Genomic DNA, 18,866 nt, shown 5'->3' with positions numbered 1-18,866 from the left:
CTTCAGCTTTCTTGCTGGGGCGGAGCAGCGGCTTCCATGTGCTGAATATTATCTACTGGTAGATAGATAGTCAAGGGGTTTTTCAGATCGGATGCCAGAAGCTCAAGATACCGCGCGAAGCGCACATGAGACGTGGCAAGACGCGCGAAGAAAGCGCGAAGAAAGCGCGAAGAAAAGCCGGGGAAAACCAGGAAAATCGGGGGGAATGCACCGGCCGCTGCACACCGTTCACGCTCCGGGACAGGGCGCGGCCGAAAGGAAAAGAGCGCAACAAGGATTTACAACGTTTTACTACGGCCTCCCCGGATTCACTCCTAGGATGAACTGTGCGGGACGCAGCATAGGCAGACGGGGGCGAGCACGCATGCACCCCGGCCAGCCTTCACTTGCGTGCCCCGCTGGCCCACCGAGGTTGCCGCCCCAGCTTGCCTGGCGTGGCGCAGATGCCAGCTATTCCGGCCGGCCTGTGACCGGGCGCACCCTCGCTGAACCACAGGCGACCACCTCCTTACCACCGGAGCAAGAGATGCGCAGAGTACTCACGTTGACGTTACTTGTCGCCGCCGCAACGGCTTCAGGCTTGAGCTATGGCCAGCAGAAGAAGTTCGACCCATACACCGACGGGGCCAAGGCCGGCAAGGCCGATCCCTATACGGATGGGGCGAAAACCGGCAAGTTCGATCCGTACACGGATGGCGCGAAGCAATCCACGCAAATGGACCTGAATGCCGCGCAAGGCAAGCCCGATCCCTACACGGACGGGGCCAAGGCCGGCAAGGCCGATCCTTATACGGATGGCGCCAAGGCCGGCAAGGCCGACCCGTACACGGACGGCGCGAAATCGAAGTAGTGTGCAGCCAAAAGGCGCGGCCACCCATGTGCCGCGCCGCCGCGTGGCCATGCTGACTCCCGGGCAATAGCGCCCCGGGTTCGGATCTTTGCAGCGGCAACCGCGCGCGGCCCCTTCGCTTGGCCGCGCTGGGTATGTCTGTGTGCGCAAGGTCACGTCGCCCCCTTCCCCGATCTCCACGCCTAGCCGGCCAGGACCCGCTACGCTTGCGGCCGCTGGCGCCCAGCAACACCTCTGTCCCGCGCTGCGACGCCAGGCTGGCGCTGGAGCGGCTAGCTCGCGGCGAGGCCGTGGGCGAAGTTGCGCCGGCGCTGGGCTACGCCACGCCAAGCAACTTCATCGCCATGTTCCGCCGTGCCTTTGGCGATTCTCCGGCCCGGTATTTCGCCAGCCGCGGGGTGAACGCGTAGCCATCCACGCCGGCAAGCGGCACATTCGGGACCTGTTGACCGCCCTTTGCGCACGCGCTAAAGAATGTAGATTCTGACCTTGAATTTATCTGACTTATCAAATACTATCCAGCCAGCAGACGGAAGACAGGAGGTAGCCATGAAGCACTACACGAAAGGGACTTTCAACCTGACGGAGAGCGTCGGTTTTTATCTCAACAAGGCCCGCAATCTCGTGCTGATGGAGATGGACGCGGCCCTGAAGGACCTGGATATCACCGCCCAGCAGATGGGCATCCTGCTGTCGCTGTCGCACGGCACGGCCACGACCCCGTTCGAGCTGAGCAAGCTGCTGGTGATCGACACCGGCCTGATGACCCGCATCCTCGACAAGCTGGAGCACAAGGGCCTCCTGACCCGCTCGCGCAGCGTGGATGACCGCCGCGTGGTGAACCTGGAACTCACCGCCAAGGGCCACAGCGTTGCCGACCAGATCCCGGAGATCGCCCCCGAGGTGCTCAATGCGCGCCTCAAGAATTTCAGCAAGAGCGAGTTCAACGAATTGTTGCGCCTGCTCGACAAATTCTCCGCCGCCTGAGCGCGCCTTATTTTTTAACCATTTATCTGACAAATCAGAAAATGAAAACGCAGATTTCTCGAGCGACCGGCCGCGCCCTGCGCTCCGCCAAGGTCCTGCCCCTGCTGCTCAGCGCCTGGCTGGCCGGCTGCGCCAGCTACGCGGGCATCTCCAGCGACAAGCACATCACCGACCCCACCACGCTGGAGGCGACCGCCAGCCTGCCCGCCGAGCAAGGCCGCTGGCCCGCGGCGGACTGGGCCGCCCAGTTCGGCGACGCGCAGCTGCGCGCGCTGATTGCCGAGGCGCTCGAAGGCAGCCCGTCGGTCGACATGGCCAAGGCTCGCCTGGCCGCCGCCGCGGCCTACAGCGAAGGCGCCAATGCCAACACCTTGCCGCGTGTGGATGCCGGTTACGCCTTGACCCGCCAGCAGTACTCGGCCACGGCCATGGTCCCTCCGCCCGTCGCGGGTTCCTGGCAGACCGAAAACCGTGGCGTGATCAGCGCCACGTATGAACTCGACCTGTGGGGCAAGAACCGCGAGGCGCTGGCCGCATCGGTCTCGGCCCGCCGCGCCGCCGAGGCCGAATCGGAACAGGTGCGCCTGTCCGTCAGCTCGGCCGTGGCCCGCGCCTATAACGAACTGGCCCGCCTGTACGCCCTGCTCGACATCGCCCAGGACGAAGTCAGGCAGCGCGGCGCGCTGGCCCGCATCACCCACGCCCGCGCCGCCTCCGGCCTGGACACCGAAGTGGAACAGCGCACCGCCGACGCCAACCTCGACGCCAGCAACGCGACAGTCACGGCGCTCAACGGCGCCATCCTCAATGCCCGCTACCAGCTGGGCGCCCTGCTCGGCCGCGGCCCGGACCGCGCTCTGGCCCTCGCGCGGCCCACGCTCAGCCCCGGCGATACGGTGCGCCTGCCGGACAACCTCCCGGCCGACCTGGTCTCGCGCCGCCCCGACATCGTTGCCGCGCGGTGGCGCGTGGATGCCAGCACCCACGACATCAAGGGGGCCAAGGCCGGCTTCTACCCCGACATCAACCTGAGCGCCGCGATTGGCCTGGATGCCTTCGGCTTTGGCCGCTTTCTCACCGCCGCCAGCCGCACCGCCAGCGCCGGCCCGGCCATCCACTTGCCGATCTTCGATGCCGGCGCGCTGCGCGCGCAGTTGAAGGGCCGCTACGCGCAATTCGACATGGCGGTGGCGAACTACAACCAGACGCTGATCGGCGCCCTGACCGACGTGGCGACGCAACTGGCCCAGATCCGCACGATCGATGCGCAACTGGTCGATGCACTGCGCGCCGAGCAAAACAGCCGCCGTGCCCGCGACCTGGCCCTTGCGCAATATCGCCAGGGCCTGACGACCCAGCTCACCGTGCTGAACGCCGAGACCAGCGCGCTGGCCAGCACCCAGGCCGTGGCCCAGCTGCGCATGACGCGCCGCGACCGCCAGATCGCGCTGGCGGCGTCTCTTGGCGGCGGCTACACGGATACGTCCGGCGTGGCGGGCGCTCCCGAACAGCCGCAATCGCCGCAATAACCGCTCGACGCCACCAACGCCACCGATAACGCCACCGATACCGCTACCGAGGTGATCAAAATGACCGAAGCTACCCAGACCGAATCCGCTGCCGACAGCAGCAGCACCGCCCCCGCCAGCAAGATGGCCACCCGCAAGCGCCTGCTCGCCACGCTGGGCCTGGCCGGCCTGATTGCCGCCGGCGGCTACGCTGGCTACTATTTCACCTACGCCGTGCACCACGAAGACACCGACGACGCCTATGTCAACGGCAACCTCGTGCAGCTCACGCCGCAGGTCAGCGGCACCGTGATCAGCGTCAACGCCGACGACACGCAGATCGTGCAGGCCGGCGAAGCCGTGGTCAATCTCGACCCGGCCGATGCGCAGGTCGCGCTGGGCAACGCCCAGGCACAACTCGCGCAAACGGTGCGCCAGGTCAGCGCCCTCTACGTCAACAACAACGTCTACCAGGCCGCGATCCTGCAGCGCCAGGCTGACCTGGCCAAGGCCCGCGACGACTTCCAGCGCCGCAGCCAGGTGACGGAAACCGGGGCCGTGTCCGCGGAAGACGTGGCCCACGCCCGCGACGCGGTCAAGACCGCCGAGGCCGCGCTCGAAGCCGCCCGCCAGCAACTTGCGTCCAACCGCACCATGACCGACCACACCACGGTCGCCGAGCATCCTGCCGTGCAGGCCGCCGCCGCCAAGCTGCGCGATGCGCACCTCGCCCTGGCCCGCAACACACTGCCGGCGCCGGTCACGGGCTATGTGGCGCGCCGCTCGGTGCAGGTCGGCCAGCGCGTAGCCCCGGGCGCGCCGATGATGGCCATCGTCCCGCTGGACGGCGTCTGGGTGGACGCAAACTTCAAGGAAGTGCAGCTACAGCATATGCGAATCGGCCAGCCGGTCGAGCTGCGCGCGGACGTGTACGGCAGCAGCGTGCGCTACCACGGCCGCGTGGTGGGCTTCTCGGCCGGCACCGGCAGCGCGTTCTCGGCCCTGCCCGCGCAAAACGCCACCGGCAACTGGATCAAGGTGGTGCAACGCCTGCCCGCCCGCATCGAACTCGACCCCGCGGAGCTGCGTGCCCACCCGCTGCAGATCGGCTTGTCGATGCAGGCCGAGGTGGACACCCGGGACCGCAGCGGCGCGCAACTCGGCGCGGTCAAGAAAACCACCTACAGCACCAATGTCTACCGTGGCTATGGGGAGCAAGCCGACGCTGAAATCGCTCGCATCATCGCGCTGAACAGCACTTCGGGCACATCGGGCCAGGGCGCACAGGCCACCGCGATTGCCGCCGTTGCCGCGAAGACAGCGGAAAAACCGGCCAAGGGTGCTGTCCTGTAATGCCTTGCCAGGATTTTTCTTCGCCATTTATCTGATAACTCAGATTTTTAAATAGCAATCAAATCCGGCGAAAGCCGGCCGGCACCAGCCGGAGACCCGTCGAGTTCACCATGGAAAACGCCAACACAGCCGAACCGCTCCAGCCCCCGCCGCTTGCCGGCGGCAAGCTGGTGCTAGCCACCTTCGCGGTAGCGCTCGCCACCTTCATGAACGTGCTCGACTCGTCGATCGCCAACGTGGCCATACCCACCATCTCCGGCAACCTCGGCGTGTCGGTGGACGAAGGCACGTGGGTCATCACGCTGTTCGCCGCCGCCAACGCGGTATCGATCCCGCTCACAGGCTGGCTGACCCAGCGCATCGGGCAAATCCGCCTGTTCGTCGGCGCCATCCTGTTGTTCGTGCTGTCATCCTGGCTGTGCGGCATTGCGCCCACCCTGCCGATCCTGCTGGCCGCGCGCGTGCTGCAAGGCGCCGTGGCCGGCCCGCTGATTCCGCTCTCGCAGGCCATCCTGCTTGGCTCGTATCCCAGGCAACGCAGTTCCACGGCGCTGGCGCTGTGGGCCATGACGGCTACCGTGGGCCCGATTGCCGGCCCGGCGCTGGGCGGCTGGATGACCGACCGCTACTCCTGGTCCTGGATCTTCTACATCAACATTCCCGTAGGCCTGTTCGCTGCCGCCGTCACCTGGATCATCTACCGCTCGCGTGAAACACCGAAGCGCGCACTGCCGATCGACAAGGTTGGCCTGGCTTCGCTCATCACCTGGGTGGCAGCGCTGCAGATCATGCTCGACAAGGGCAAGGATCTCGACTGGTTCCATTCGTCGCTGATCGTGGGCCTGGGTGTCGTTGCGTTGATCAGCTTTATCTTCTTCGTGATCTGGGAGCTGACCGAGGAACATCCGATTGTCGATCTCAGGCTGTTCGCCGGGCGCAACTTCCTGGGCGGCACCGTGGCGATCTCGGTAGCCTACGGCGTATTCTTCGCCAATCTGGTCCTGCTGCCGCAATGGATGCAGCAGTACCTTGGCTACCCGGCCGTGAACGCCGGCCTGGTGACCGCTCCGCTGGGCATCTTCGCCGTGATACTGGCGCCGGCGCTGGGCAAGATCATGCCGCGCTCCGATGCGCGGGTGCTGGCGACCCTGGCCTTTGCCGGCTTCGCCGCCGTGTTCTTCATGCGCTCGGGCTACACCACCACCGTGGACACCTGGACGCTGGTGTTGCCCACGTTGTTGCAAGGCATCCCCACCGCGCTGTTCTTCGTGCCACTGACCGCGATCATCCTGTCGGGGCTGTCGCCGGACAAGATCCCGGCCGCCGCGGGCCTGTCGAATTTTGTGCGCGTGTTCACCGGCGCGGTAGGGACGTCGCTGGCCAGCACGGCCTGGAACGACCGCAATGTCCTGCATCACTCGCAACTCGCGGAGCAGGCCAGCCAGCACAACCCGGCCTTTGTGCACGCGCTGGAAGCCTTGCAAGCCACGGCTGGCTTCAGCCATGACCAGGCGATGGCGTTTTTCGAACGCAACCTCACCACGCAAGCCGCCATGCTTGGGTTGAACGATATCTTCTGGATCTCGGGCGTGATCTTCATCGTGATCATTCCGCTGATCTGGTTCACCAAGCCGGCCAAGGGCGGCAATGCTGCCGCTGGTGCGGCCGCGCATTGAAGGCGGGCGGGAGCTTGCATGAATGGGGGGCAAACCGGCCTGCCTGCTTGCCTACTTGCCTGCTTGCCTACTTGCCTTCCTGCCGCCTTGCCCCCGCCGTCCCGTGCGGCTGCTCTGCCTTCCCGGCGGCCCATAGCAGCAACCAGATGCCCAGCAGGCCCGAATAGATCACCAGGCCCACGCCCGCGATGCGCTGGTCGGCCAGCAGGTAGCTGGCGCAAAGGCGCGTCTCGCTATCGATGAACAGCATCCCGAAGGTCAAGCCCATCCATATGTAGTTTCCGCCGAAGAACAACACCAGCGGCCAGGCGCTCACCTTGAAGCCGAAATGCGCGGCGATGCCCGCTGCCACCACCAGCGCGTACTTGGCCACCAGGGTCGGAAATTCCAGCCGGCTGAGATCCAGCGCGACGGGAAGCATCCATGCGCCGTAGGCCAGCAAGGCGAACGCCAGCAGGCTCGGTGCGTAGGGCCGCAACGCCGTGATTCGCTCGCGCCGCGCGTCCGAGATCAGCCAGGGCAGCGCGCAGCCCGCGCAGAACAGGCCCGGCAGCAGCACCAGCATCTGCAGCGTCATCGAGCCCTCCAGCAAGGCATGCACACGCGGCACGCACAGCGTCACGGCTAGCACCGCCAGCCCGCCGGCAAGACCGGCCCGGCGCGCCGGCCAATGGTGGGGACACGGTTGCTGCACGGCGGATTGCGGATTCATGGCAGATGCCTGCGCGCGAAGTCGTAGGCCTGCTGGTAGCCGGCCAGCGCGTAGACGGCCAGCACCCGGCCATGGGCGTCGGCCACGTGCACGCCGCCGTTGTGCTCGAAGCCGCCGAGCCCATCCGGGATAGCGATGACATCCGCGTCGCGCAGCAGCGCCTGCATGGCGGGCGCGGCGACGGGCGCGGCCACCTGCCAGCCGGGCAGTTGTGCATGATGCGCCCTGGCATATGCGGCAAGGCTGGCGGTGTCGTCGCCGGCGGGGTCGAAGGATAGGGATACCAGGCCAATGCGGCCGTCCAGCCCGTCGGCACGGATGCGGCCCTGCAATTGCTCGAACTCTGAGCCGAGCGCGCGGCACACGCTCAGGCAGCGCGTGTAGATGAAATCCACCAGGAAGAACTGCGCGCCCTGCTCCCGCCCCGCGCCGAACAGCCGCGCGGGCTCGCCCGCTTGATTGCGCGTCTCGATGGCCGGCAGCACCAGCGCGCCTTGCGCGATGCGCGTCTCGCGCCGGTCGTCCAGCGTCCAGGCAGTAAAGCCAAAGGTGAGATAGCGCAAACCCGCGACGGCCAGCACCAGCACCAGCAACAAGGCCGATGCCGGCCATGCCGGGCGAGTGCGCGACAGCATGCTAGCCACCCGGCGCGCCAAGCGCGGCATCGCCGTCGAACGGTGCGGTCATGGCCGCGGTCTGCGCGCGCGCCGCCTTGACGATATCTTCCGTGATCGCGGGCGAGGTGTTGCCCCACTGGCTGCGCACATGCGTGAGCACCGCCGCGACCTCGGCATCGCTCAGCTGATCCGCGAATGCCGGCATGGCGCCGTTGTACGTGGCGCCCTTGACCGTCAGCTTGCCGGTGATGCCGCGCAGCACGATGGAGGCAACCTTGGCGTCCTTGCCGTTGACCCACTCCGAGCCGGCCAGCGGCGGGAACACACCCGGCAAGCCCTGCCCCGTGGCCTGGTGGCAAGCCACGCAGCGCGCCTGGAACACGGCGGCGCCATCCACGGCACCGCCGGCGGCCTTGCCGCTGCCCTGGAGATCGGCCAAGGTGCGGCGGTCGCCCAGTTCCGCCGGCGCGTTGATGGGCGCGGTGGCGATATACCAGCAGCCCCAGGCTACCAGGGCCACCACCAGCACCAGCACCACCTTGGGCATGGGTGCGCGGTTTTCATGCGGGTCCGCATTCTCGCGGGATCGGGCCGCGGCGGCCCGGCGCTTTTCCGATGGGCTGTCCATCTGTGTCTCCGGGGGCTACGGCGCGGCCTTGGCCGCGGGCGGCGCGGGCAGGACGGCGCCGGTGCGGTTCAGCGATTGCAGGTACGAAACCAGGTCGAGCGCGGTTGCCGAGGCCACCACGATCTTGCCCGGCGGATTGAAGGCCTCCGGCAGGTTGACCACCTTGTCGCCGGGGTCCGCCTTGTCCTTCACGTCGAACAGGAACGGATAGCTCGGCATGATGCTGCCGGGCACGTAGGCGCGCGGCTGGAACAGGTGGCCGAGGTGCCAGTCGGCACTCGGCTGGCGCACGCCGATGTTCATCAGGTCCGGCCCGGTGCGCATGGTGCCGAGCAGGTGTGGGTGATCGTAGTAGTAATCGCCCGCCACCGACACCCGGCCCCAGCCACGCTTGGCGTCCGGCGCGAACGAGGCATCGCGCGGCTGCTGCGAATGGCAATAGACGCAGCCGTTGGCGATATAGACCTCGCGCCCGCGCAGTTGCGCGGCGGAATACGGCTTGACGCCTTCGGTGGGCTTGACGTCCCGGAGCTGCAGATAGGGGATCACGACCAGCGCGCTCGTTGCCAGCGCGAGCATGGTCATGCCGCCGGCCAGCAGGGCTTTTTCATTGTTCACGATTCAGGCTCCCAGTGCCCGCTTGCGGCCTTGGTGAAACAAGGCAGGCCGGTCCCGGTTGGGTCCCAGGCCAAGGATGGCGCAGACAAAATTGGCGACGAAGCACAGATGGCCGAGCAGCATCATGCCGCCCCCGACGGAGCGCGCTTTCAGGTAAGGGATGGTGACGGCCACGGAATCCATGAAGGGCTTGCTGGCATCGAGCATGGCATAGCCCTGCAGCGTGCCGCCGATGGACAGCCCGATGAAGTACACGCCGATGCCGGCCACCGCGAGCCAGAAGTGCGCGTAGATCAGCCAGCGGTACGGCCACTCGCGGCCGGTCACGCGCGGCACCATGAAGTAGATGGCGCCAAAGAACGCAAAGCTGACAAAGCCGTACAGTCCCAGATGCGCATGCGCCACCGTGTAGTGCGTGAAATGGGTCACGCGGTTGACGGCGCGCAGCGCCTCGAACGAGCCTTGCGCCGAGCTCAGCGTGTACATCATGCCGCCGAAGGTGACGAAGCGCAGCGTGGGCGAATCGATCAACCGGTGGAAATGGCCGCGCATGGTCTGGTGCTGGTTGATCGAGAACGCAATCACGGGCACCAGCATCATCATGCTCTGCACGATGGACAAGGTAATCAGCCAGCCCGGCACCGGCCCGCCGATCAGGTGATGGCCGCCGACCTGGCCATAGAAGAACGCCAGCGCCCAGAAACCCAGCAAGGACAAGCCGTAGGAACGCACGGGCTGGCCGATGATCTTGGGCAGGAAGTAATAGATGGAAGCCAGCGCTAGCGGCGTGTAGAACAAGCCGAGCACGTTATGGCCGAACCACCAGTTCATGGTGGCCTGCTCCACGCCGAAGTGCAGCCCGGGGATGTTCGCCACCAGGAACAGCACGGGGAACCAGAACAGCGCGCAGCCCATGTACCAGACCGAGACGTAGAGGTGATCCACTTTGCGGCTCACCAGCGTGAGCACCAGCGGCATGCCCACCAGCGCACCGCCGGCCACGAGCAGGATGTCGACCTGCCACGGGATCTCCAGCCACTCCAGGCCGTCCGAGATCCCGGCCGCGATGCTCCCCAGCCCGGCAATGAGCCCCGCGTTCCACAAGGCCGCGCCGAGTACAGCATACTTCGCGCCGGCCAGGCGCGTCTTGAGCAGGCGCGGCAGCAGGAACAGCGCGATGGACAAGCCGGCCATCGGCGCCCAGCCATAGGCCACGGCGTTCAGGTGGATGGTGCGGATGCGGCCGAACGACAGCCACGGCACCGAAGCCAGCAAGTCGGGCTCGTGCAACTTGACCGAAGCCGTCAGCCCCGCCAGCGACGCCACCACCAGCCAGACCATGGCGCAGCAGATGAACAGGAAGACCACGGGCGCCGAGGATTCGTCAGCGATATCGCGCGAGGTGTCGTACGCGGCATCGCCAGCGGTCCCATGCGGCTTGTCCGCGGCAGGGTCTTCCGGCTGCCCCGCCTCCCCGCGCTCGAAGATGACGTTGGCCGCGGCTGGCGAAGTATCGAACAAGCCCTTCTGCATGCTCCAGATAAAGGCCGCGAGCGCGACCACCGAGAGCAGGAAGGCAGATAGCAGGATGGCGATTGTGCTCATGGGACGTTTCGGTTGCTGCCGCATCGGGCGCGTGGCGACGATTGCCGCGCGCCAGGCCACCAGCTTGGCCAAGCGCTCGACCCTTTGGGTGGTTTTGTTGCGGATGTGCCGGTGGCGGCCGGCGGCCAAGGCCTCCCCCCGAGGCCTTCTTCAAGATGCTCGTCACAACTTAGCTCAGTTTGGCGGGCGGCGTCGCCCGGGCAAAGAATGGCCTTGCCCGGATACGTCACAGGCCCCGTCACGTGCAGAGTAGGTAGGAAATCGATAAGCCGCCATAGCCATTTTCCAGATTCTTCTGGTAACCACCAGCGGGCGGGCACGCACCGCGGCGGCTCAGCCTTTGCGCAGCCGGGGCCGCGGGCGGCTTAGCGGCAAATTGTCACGTCGCCGCGCCGCCCGTCGCCCCGTTGACACATCCGCATTTTATGTTGCATTTGAAATGCTTGTTTTATAGAATCGTTCACGGGTTGCCGCGCCGCACGATATGCGAGCTCTGTTGGCAAGCGCACAGACAAACACCTGGAAACACCGGCAAACGCCAACAAACGCCAAGAAGCGCCAACGGCAATCCGTGTTTCATCCACCCCCTTGCGAGAAGCGTCATGCTGCCCCTGCCACAAACCCGGCCATCTACCCGGGCGCCAACCGGCGCCGGATACCACGGCCACCCCGTGCTTGCGCTCGCGTTCCGGCCCTTCTATCTGCTGGCGGCGGGCTTCGCCGTGGTGGCCATCGGCGTGTGGGCAGCCATCTACCTGGGCTGGTGGCCCTGGTCCGGCGCACAGCCGGCCATCGGCGGCATGCTGTGGCATGCGCACGAAATGGTGTTTGGCTTTGCCGCCGCGGTTGTGGCTGGTTTCTTGTTTACCGCCGGCAAGAACTGGACGGGACAGCAGACGCCGCAGGGTTGGCTGCTGGGTGGTCTCGCCGCCGTGTGGCTCGCGGCGCGCGTGGCGATGTGGACCGGGCCCGCCCCTGCCGCAGCCCTGCTGGACCTCGCCTTCCTGCTGCTGTGCGCCGCCGCCTTCCTGCGCGTGCTGGTGCGCGCCGGCAGCACGCGCAACTACGGCCTTGCCGCCGCCCTGTTCCTGCTGTGGGCACTGAACGTGGTGTTCCACCTGGCGATGAACAGAGGCGCCGTGCACATCGCGCTGCAAAGTGCCGATGCCGGCATCGGCCTGGTCGTCATCTTCATTACCGTGATCGGCGGGCGGGTGATCCCGATGTTCACCGCCAATACCGTGCCCGGCATACGCATCCGGCGCTCGACGCCGGTAGAGCGCAGCGTGGTGGCGCTGACGCTGGCCGCGATGATCGCCTGCACGCTGGCGCCGCGCGGCATGGCTACCGCGGCCATCGCGCTGCTGGCTGCGCTGGCGCAAGCGCTGCGGCTTGGCGGCTGGAGCTCGTGGCGCACGGTGCGCAAGCCCTTGATCGCCATCCTTCACCTGGCATATGCCTGCCTGCCGCTGGGCCTGGTGCTGCTGGCGGCATCCGCCCTGGGCTGGGGCGAGCGCTCGACGGCGTTGCACGCCCTCACCGTGGGCGCGATCGGCTGCGCCATCCTGGGGATGATCACGCGCACCGCGCTGGGCCACACCGGCCGCAAGCTGGAAGCGGGTGCGGTGGAGAGCGCCGCCTACGCATGCATCGGCCTGGCTGCTGTCGCGCGCGTGATCGGGCCGCTGCTGTTGCCGCAATACAAAGCCTTCTGGATCGCCAGCGCGGCGGCGCTCTGGATGGCGGCCTTCGCGCTGTACCTGCTGAAGTACGCGCCCTACCTGACCCGGCGCCGGGCCGACGGGCGGGAAGGTTAAGGCTTCCGGCGATGCCCGCCGAACGAGACCACGCTCCCCGCTCTCTGCGCTCTCCCCACCTGCCAGCCTCAGCCTCAGCCTCAGCCTTTGGCATCGTGCCGCGCCCGGGTAAACACCAACAAAAGATCAAGGGATGGATGTCCATTTGAGCCTTCACGGCCGGCAGGGCCTTGCCGGCCAACTCTATCGACAGTTGCGGGCGGCCATCGTCGATGGCCGGCTGGCGCCGGGCGAAAGACTGCCGTCGACCCGCGGCCTTGCCACGCAGCTCGGGGTATCGCGCAAGACCACGCTCGATGTGTTCGAGCGGCTGATTGCCGAGGGCTACCTGCGCTCCCGCGCCGGCGACGGCACCTTCGTCGCGCACGAGATGACGGGCCTGGCGCCATCGCCGTCACCGCTCGCCCCCAGCGCCGGCTCCGGCTCGATCTGGGAAGCGCTGCCCGACACCCTTGCCCATACGCCGCGCGGCGCCGCGCCGGCGTTTGACTTCGTGGGCGGCGTCACCGACAAGGGCATGTTTCCCTTCGACAAATGGCGTAGCTGCGTCAGCCACGCGCTACGCGTGCAGGCCCGCGAGCGTGGCAGCTACCGGGATCCCGCCGGCGAGCAGGAACTACGGCTTGCGGTGTCGCGCTACCTGGCGTTCAGCCGTGCCGTGGTAAGCAACTGGCAAGACGTCATCATCACGCAGGGCGCGCAGCAGGCGATCGACCTGATGGCGCGGGTGGTCATCCGCCCCGGCGACGTGGTGGCGGTGGAGGATCCCGGCTATCCGCCCGCGCGCATCGCGTTCCTCGCGCTGGGCGCGCAGGTGGCTTATGTCCCCGTGGATGCGCAGGGGTTGGTCGTGGACGCCCTGCCGGACAATGCGCGCATTGTCTACGTCACGCCGTCCCACCAGTTTCCACTGGGCATGGCGATGAGCCTGGAGCGGCGCGTGGCGCTGCTCGAGTGGGCGCAACGCCGTGGCGCGCTGGTGCTGGAGGACGACTACGACGGCGAATACCGCTTCACGGGCCACCCGATGGAGTCGCTCAAGAGCCTGGACAAGACAGGGGTGGTGGCGTACGTCGGCACCTTCTCCAAGACCATCTTCCCTGAGTTGCGCATCGGCTACGTGATCCCCCCGGCGCCGCTGGGCACAGCCGTGCGCAGGGCCAAGCAGGTCAGCGACTGGCACAGTTGCACCATGACGCAGACGGCGCTGGCCAAGTTCATGCTCGATGGCCACTTCGCCAAGCACCTGCGGCGCATGCGCAAGGAGTACGCCGCACGCCGCGCCGCGTTGCTTGCGCACCTGCAGGGCCCGTTGAGCCCGTGGTTCACGCCCCACGCGCCGGCCGCGGGCATCCACATGGTGGCCCACCTGAGGATGCCGCAAGACGAAACCGCGCTGATCGCGCGCGCCGCCGCCGCATCAGTCGGCCTGTATGGCATTGCGGGCATGTACGGCGGGCAGGCGCCGGCGCCTGGCATCCTGTTTGGCTACGGTGGCATCAGCGCGGCGGACATCCACGCCGGCATGGAAAAGCTGGCCGGCACACTAGCAGCGGACGGCCCGCCACTGGTTACCTCAAATTAGAGAAAACTGGCTATTTTGCATAGCCAGTCGCCGTCCTATTCTTGTTCCTGTCGCGCCTGCACACCGATGGCGCAAAACGCAAGACAGGAGCAAACCATGGAACAACGTCTGGACTTCTACAAAGCCAACCCTGCCGCCATCAAGGCCGTGCTCGGCCTGGAAGAACGCATCGGCAAGAGCGGCCTGGAAAAGCCGCTGGTAGAACTGGTGCGCCTGCGCGCCTCGCAGATCAATGGCTGCGCCTATTGCATCGACCTGCACACGACCGATGCGCGCAAGGGCGGCGAGAATGACCGCCGCCTGGCCACCCTGTCGGCCTGGCGTGAAACGCCCTTCTTCACCGACCGCGAGCGCGCCGCACTGGCCTGGACGGAAGCCCTCACGCTGGTCGCCCAGGATCATGTGCCCGACGCTGCATGGGAAGCGGTTCGCCCCCACTTCAGCGACGCCGAGCTGGTCGACCTGACCCTGCTGATTGCCACGATCAACAGCTGGAACCGCTTCGCCATCTCGTTTCGCAAGACGCCGGCCTGAACCCGGGCCGGCCTCGCCAGCCGGGAGACCGGCGCAACGCCGGCTTACTGCTCGCCAGCGTCCTCGGCTGTCGCCTTGGAGGCCTTGGCCTTGCGCGTCACGTTCTTGACCGGGATGGCGGCCAGGGTGGCCGCGCCGCCGTCGCCAAACGCCCGCGTGAGCGCCGCAGGCTTCTCCACCAGATCCTGCAGGCTATAGGCGTCCAGCACCTCGAAATAGGCGCGCAACGCCGCGGACAGCACGCCGCGCAAGCCGCATACGCGGGTGATGATGCAGTGGTTGTCGTCGCCCTGGAAGCATTCCACCAGGTTGAAATCCGACTCCATGGTCCGGATCACCTCGCCCAGATTGACCTCCGACGCCGGCCGGCCCAGCGCGATGCCGCCGGCGCGCCCGCGCACCGTATGCAGGAAGCCGGCCTGGCCGAGCTTTTGCACGATCTTGATCAGGTGGTTCTTGGGAATGCCGAACGCATCCGCGATGTGCTGGATGGTGACCAGTTCGCCCGGATGGACCGCGACATAGATCAGGGTCCGCAGACTGTAGTCGGTGTAGTCGGTCAGTCTCATGGAAGGAATCCGGTTTGCGGCGATGACGCACGGGGTAGCCAGAATGGGGCTGTGGCGGGCACTGGGCCTCAGTGTGACGGCCAACGCAGTCTAACATGGACCAAAGATACATCTTTGCGCGCCGCCGCAAATTTTATGTTGCATTGCAAATGCATGTTTAATAAAATCGGCTCCAAGGCGTCACCATCTGACCGCGTCCAGGCTGAACCGGGACAGCACCCAGACCGTACGCCGCCACCGCACCACGTTGCGGAGTCGTTTTTCTTTTTTGTTGCATTTTCTGCACATCTTTGGAGGTTGCCGTGCTGTCCGAACAATCGAGACCCCTGATCGACGCGAGCGTGCCCGTGCTGCGCGAACATGGCCTGGCCATTACCCAGACGTTCTATCGCAACATGTTTGCCGATCGGCCCGAGCTGACCAACCTGTTCAACATGGGCAACCAGGCCAACGGTTCGCAGCAGCAGTCGCTCGCCTCCGCCGTGTTTGCCTACGCCGCCAACTATGGCGACAACAGCGCCCTGGCACCGGTGGTCAGCCGCATCGTCCACAAGCACGCCTCGGTCGGCATCAAGCCCAGCCATTACGCCATCGTCGCGCGCCACCTGCTCGGCGCCATCGGCGAAGTGCTCGGCGATGCCGCCACCCCGGCGCTGGTCGCCGCCTGGGACGAAGCCTACTGGCTGCTCGCCGCCGAACTGATCGCCGCGGAAGCCCGCCTCTACGCGCACGCGCAAACCGGCCCCGATCACCGCCAGCCCGTGCGCATCGTCGCGCGCGAGGAACAAAGCGCCGACATTACCGCCTTCACGCTCGAAGCCGTCGGCGGCACCACCTTGGCCGACTTCCTGCCCGGGCAGTACATCTCCGTGGTGGTGGAACTCTCCCCCGGCGCCTTCCAGCAGCGCCAGTACAGTTTGTCCGACGCGCCCAACGGCAAGACCTGGCGCATCTCGGTCAAGCGCGAGCGCGGCAATGGCGAGGACCAGCCCGCCGGCACGGTCTCGAACTGGCTGCATGAAAACGCCCGCGAAGGCGACGTGCTGCTGGTCAGCCAGCCCTTTGGCGACTTCGCCCCGCGCATCGAGCCCAGCACCCCCATCGTGCTGCTTTCGGCCGGCGTCGGTGTCACGCCCATGATCAGCGCGCTGAACACCGTCGCGCAGCGCAATCCTTCACGCAAGGTCGTATTCGGCCACGCCGCGCGCATGGCCTCGCATGTGGCGCACCTGAAGGACGTCAAGCATGCCGCCCGCAAGCTGCCCGAGCTGCGCACGCACTTTTTCCTGGAATCCGAGGAACCGGCGGAATTTCTGGCGCAACCCGCCCTGCCCGGCCGCATGGATATCGATGTGATTCTGGCCAACGAAGATCTTGCGGATGCCGACTTCTACCTGTGCGGGCCGCTGCCGTTCATGCAGGCACAGCGCGCGGCGCTGCAAGCGCGTGGGGTGAAGGCGGACCGGGTGCACCGCGAGGTGTTCGGGCCGGATCTGCTCGATACGCTGCTGTAACGCCGCCGGCACGCTGCTGGCACGCCAGAAACCAGACGGCAATGAAGCGCGCGGGGATCCCCCGCGCGCAAGCTCAGCAAGCCTGCCCCTGCTGCCGCGGGAACCGTAGCGCAAACCGCACCAGCCCCGGCGCGGGGCAACTGGCCGTCACGCCGCCGCCGTGCAGCACCATGATGGCCTTCACGATAGCCAGGCCGAGGCCGTTGGACTCGGTGACCCGGCTGCGCGCCGCATCGCCGCGATAAAAGCGGTCGAACAAGCGGTCGAGCTGGCCTTGCGGGATGGCCTCGCCCTGGTTCTCCACCGCAACCACGACGCCATCAGGCTCTTCGGTGCTGCTGAGCCGCACCACGCTGCCCGGCGTGCCGTAGCGCACGGCATTGACCACTAGGTTGTTGATGGCGCGACGGCACAGCAGCGGATTTGCCCAGACCGTGCCGCGTGCCTCCACGTCGAATGTCATCGCCCTCTCGTCCGCCGGCCCTTCGAAATACTCGGCAATCTTGTTGAGCTCGTCAGGCAGCGACACCGGGACGCGCTCGATAACCAGCCCGGCATGGTCGGCCTGCGCCAGGAACAGGATGTTCTCGGCGATATGGCCGAGCCGGTTCAGCTCCTCCAGGTTGGACTCGAGGACGTCCTGGTATTCCTCCGGCCGGCGCGACTGGTTCAGCGTGACCTGGGTCTGGCCGATCAGCGCGCCCACGGGCGTGCGGATCTCGTGGGCCAGGTCGGCGGAGAACTGGGACAGCCGCTCGTAGCCGTCGGCCAGCCGGTCCAGCATGGCGTTGAACGCGCCAACGAGGCCGCGCAGCTCGGCGGGCGCATCCCGCTCATCAAGGCGCACCGCGAGGCTGGCGGGGCTGATCTCGGCGGCGCGCGCGGCGATGCTGCCAACCGGCTTGAGCCCGCGCCGGATGGCGAAGAAGGCGAGCGCGGTCGCCGCCAGCATGCCGACCAGCGCGGCCAGCACCACGCGGTCGCGGTAGGCGGCAAGCATGCGCACTTCGTTGCTCATCGGATGCGCGGCGATCACCTCGACCACGCCGCCATCCTCGCTGGAGCGCGCCATCGCGGCCGCCCAGTGCACCGGCACGCCGTTGTCCAGCCGGGTGCGCAGGATGCTGGCTGCGCTCAGGCCGGCGCCGTCGCCCGGCGGGGACGCCGCAAGCTTTGCCGGTACCGGCAGGTTGTCCGGGTTGACATGGATGAACGGCGGCTCGCCCGGCTTGCGGAAAATCAGCACGTCGCGCTCGGCGCCGAGCATGGATTCGAACAGCAAAGGCCGGTCCTTGAGCTCGCCCACGGTGTACACATCGCTGGCCAGCCGGCGAAAATGCGCCACGCGCCCGATCAGCTGCAGATCGGCTCGGGCCTCCATCGAGGTCTTGACGGACTGGTAGAAATACGCGCCCAGCGCGCCGATCACCACGCAGGCAATCGCGGCGAACGACAACGTGGTGCGCGCGGTCAGCGAGCGCGAGGACCAGGATTTCACGCGCCCTCGCCGAAGGTATAGCCGATGCTGCGCACGGTATGGACGAGTTTCTTGTCGAAGGGCTGGTCGACCTTGGCGCGCAGCCGCTTGATGGCCACGTCGACGACATTGGTGTCGCTGTCGAAGTTCATGTCCCACACCTCGGCGGCAATCAGCGTGCGCGACAGCGCCTCGCCCTGGCGCTTGACCAGCAGGTGCAGCAGCAGGAATTCCTTGTTGGTCAGCACGATCTCCACGCCCTGGCGCGTCACCTTGCGGCGCAGGACATCGAGCTTGAGGTCGGCGAATTCGAACACCTCCGCCTCGCGCACCACGCCGCGGCGCAGCAGCGTGCGGATGCGCAGCACCAGCTCGATGAACGAGAACGGCTTGACGAGGTAATCGTCGGCGCCAAGCTCAAGCCCGTGGATGCGGTCGTTGACGTGGTCGCGCGCGGTCAGGAAGATCACCGGCAGGTCGCGCCGCGCGCGCAGCGTGCGCATGATTTCCCAGCCGTCGATGCCCGGCAGCATCACGTCGAGCACGACGAGGTCATAGGCATGCTCCAGCGCCATGTGCAGGCCGTCCGTACCGGTGCGCGCGAGATCCACGGCGTAGCCGCTTTCGCGCAAGCCCTTCTTGAGGTAATCGCCGGTCTTGGGGTCGTCTTCGATGACGAGGATGCTCATGATGCGCAATGCCATTCAACGGTATGCCGCCATTCTAGCGGTGGCCGGAGCCCCGATTTATGACTTTTTTGTCATCAAAAAGTCACCCGAGCGACCCGGCCATCACCCTAACCTACGCAGCACTTTC

Annotated in this window: 17 protein-coding genes and 1 pseudogene; 10 read left to right on the top strand and 8 right to left on the bottom strand. The window is 66.7% G+C overall.

Annotated elements, in window-relative coordinates; genetic code table 11:
* Positions 1 to 526 precede the first annotated feature (526 nt).
* The 6 genes and pseudogenes from AC1RWI_RS13010 (at position 527) to AC1RWI_RS12985 (ending at position 6,374) form a co-directional block, all read left to right on the top strand.
* On the top strand, positions 527 to 850 hold the full coding sequence (locus tag AC1RWI_RS13010; protein ID WP_043345985.1) for a hypothetical protein: 324 nt from the start codon (positions 527 to 529) through the stop codon (positions 848 to 850).
* A 242-nt stretch (positions 851 to 1,092) separates the two neighbouring features.
* Positions 1,093 to 1,260: pseudogene (locus AC1RWI_RS13005) on the top strand (helix-turn-helix domain-containing protein); the annotation flags it as partial.
* 139 nt (positions 1,261 to 1,399) lie between these two features.
* On the top strand, positions 1,400 to 1,837 hold the full coding sequence (locus AC1RWI_RS13000; RefSeq protein WP_043345982.1) for a MarR family winged helix-turn-helix transcriptional regulator: 438 nt from the start codon (positions 1,400 to 1,402) through the stop codon (positions 1,835 to 1,837).
* A 41-nt stretch (positions 1,838 to 1,878) separates the two neighbouring features.
* Positions 1,879 to 3,366 (top strand): efflux transporter outer membrane subunit, encoded by a 1,488-nt coding sequence (locus tag AC1RWI_RS12995; RefSeq protein WP_492866803.1) that lies wholly within the window; start codon positions 1,879 to 1,881, stop codon positions 3,364 to 3,366.
* A gap of 60 nt (positions 3,367 to 3,426) precedes the next feature.
* The gene (locus AC1RWI_RS12990; protein WP_492866801.1) at positions 3,427 to 4,698 is read left to right on the top strand and encodes an HlyD family secretion protein; all 1,272 of its coding nucleotides are present in this window, start codon (positions 3,427 to 3,429) and stop codon (positions 4,696 to 4,698) included.
* Between the two features lie 110 nt (positions 4,699 to 4,808).
* Entirely contained in the window at positions 4,809 to 6,374 is a 1,566-nt protein-coding gene (locus tag AC1RWI_RS12985) for a DHA2 family efflux MFS transporter permease subunit (protein WP_492866799.1), read from the top strand.
* A gap of 67 nt (positions 6,375 to 6,441) precedes the next feature.
* On the opposite strand, the gene AC1RWI_RS12980 is transcribed toward AC1RWI_RS12985, so the two are convergent.
* The 5 genes from AC1RWI_RS12980 to AC1RWI_RS12960 are packed head-to-tail and all read right to left on the bottom strand — an operon-like array spanning position 6,442 to position 10,554.
* Positions 6,442 to 7,086 (bottom strand): hypothetical protein, encoded by a 645-nt coding sequence (locus tag AC1RWI_RS12980; RefSeq protein WP_052494546.1) that lies wholly within the window; start codon positions 7,084 to 7,086, stop codon positions 6,442 to 6,444.
* Positions 7,083 to 7,721: an SCO family protein gene (locus AC1RWI_RS12975; RefSeq protein WP_492866797.1), complete on the bottom strand. Its 639-nt coding sequence runs from the start codon at positions 7,719 to 7,721 to the stop codon at positions 7,083 to 7,085. Before AC1RWI_RS12975 ends, AC1RWI_RS12980 begins: the two co-directional genes overlap by 4 nt.
* A gap of 1 nt (position 7,722) precedes the next feature.
* Positions 7,723 to 8,331, bottom strand: a complete 609-nt coding sequence (locus AC1RWI_RS12970) for a c-type cytochrome (RefSeq protein ID WP_043345977.1) — start codon at positions 8,329 to 8,331, stop codon at positions 7,723 to 7,725.
* 15 nt (positions 8,332 to 8,346) lie between these two features.
* Complete coding sequence (locus tag AC1RWI_RS12965) at positions 8,347 to 8,949, bottom strand: cbb3-type cytochrome c oxidase subunit II (RefSeq protein ID WP_043345976.1); 603 nt, start codon at positions 8,947 to 8,949, stop codon at positions 8,347 to 8,349.
* A 3-nt stretch (positions 8,950 to 8,952) separates the two neighbouring features.
* Positions 8,953 to 10,554: a cbb3-type cytochrome c oxidase subunit I gene (locus tag AC1RWI_RS12960; RefSeq protein ID WP_492866794.1), complete on the bottom strand. Its 1,602-nt coding sequence runs from the start codon at positions 10,552 to 10,554 to the stop codon at positions 8,953 to 8,955.
* 602 nt (positions 10,555 to 11,156) lie between these two features.
* Here AC1RWI_RS12960 and AC1RWI_RS12955 point away from each other — a divergent pair.
* The 3 genes from AC1RWI_RS12955 (at position 11,157) to AC1RWI_RS12945 (ending at position 14,490) form a co-directional block, all read left to right on the top strand.
* Positions 11,157 to 12,371, top strand: coding sequence for an NnrS family protein (locus tag AC1RWI_RS12955; protein WP_043345975.1), 1,215 nt, complete (start codon positions 11,157 to 11,159; stop codon positions 12,369 to 12,371).
* Between the two features lie 133 nt (positions 12,372 to 12,504).
* Positions 12,505 to 13,956 carry a MocR-like pyridoxine biosynthesis transcription factor PdxR gene (gene pdxR / locus AC1RWI_RS12950; RefSeq protein ID WP_492866792.1) on the top strand — a complete coding sequence of 484 codons (1,452 nt, stop codon included), beginning with the start codon at positions 12,505 to 12,507 and terminating at the stop codon, positions 13,954 to 13,956.
* Between the two features lie 96 nt (positions 13,957 to 14,052).
* The gene (locus tag AC1RWI_RS12945; RefSeq protein ID WP_043345971.1) at positions 14,053 to 14,490 is read left to right on the top strand and encodes a carboxymuconolactone decarboxylase family protein; all 438 of its coding nucleotides are present in this window, start codon (positions 14,053 to 14,055) and stop codon (positions 14,488 to 14,490) included.
* A 44-nt stretch (positions 14,491 to 14,534) separates the two neighbouring features.
* Here the strand turns inward: AC1RWI_RS12945 and AC1RWI_RS12940 are convergent, their stop codons facing one another.
* Positions 14,535 to 15,059, bottom strand: a complete 525-nt coding sequence (locus AC1RWI_RS12940) for an RrF2 family transcriptional regulator (protein ID WP_043345969.1) — start codon at positions 15,057 to 15,059, stop codon at positions 14,535 to 14,537.
* A 302-nt stretch (positions 15,060 to 15,361) separates the two neighbouring features.
* On the opposite strand from AC1RWI_RS12940, the gene AC1RWI_RS12935 reads away from it, so the two are divergent.
* Entirely contained in the window at positions 15,362 to 16,573 is a 1,212-nt protein-coding gene (locus AC1RWI_RS12935) for a globin domain-containing protein (RefSeq protein WP_492866790.1), read from the top strand.
* A 73-nt stretch (positions 16,574 to 16,646) separates the two neighbouring features.
* On the opposite strand, the gene AC1RWI_RS12930 is transcribed toward AC1RWI_RS12935, so the two are convergent.
* Together AC1RWI_RS12930 and AC1RWI_RS12925 are read right to left on the bottom strand one after the other, a co-directional pair.
* Positions 16,647 to 18,071: a heavy metal sensor histidine kinase gene (locus tag AC1RWI_RS12930; RefSeq protein WP_492866788.1), complete on the bottom strand. Its 1,425-nt coding sequence runs from the start codon at positions 18,069 to 18,071 to the stop codon at positions 16,647 to 16,649.
* Positions 18,068 to 18,739 (bottom strand): heavy metal response regulator transcription factor, encoded by a 672-nt coding sequence (locus tag AC1RWI_RS12925; protein ID WP_043351702.1) that lies wholly within the window; start codon positions 18,737 to 18,739, stop codon positions 18,068 to 18,070. Before AC1RWI_RS12925 ends, AC1RWI_RS12930 begins: the two co-directional genes overlap by 4 nt.
* Positions 18,740 to 18,866 lie beyond the last annotated feature (127 nt).

This window comes from Cupriavidus sp. MPR-AND1C (assembly GCF_058809705.1).
The sequence above is the reverse complement of the archived record's forward strand: the minus strand, read 5'-3'. Positions and strand labels throughout refer to the sequence as shown.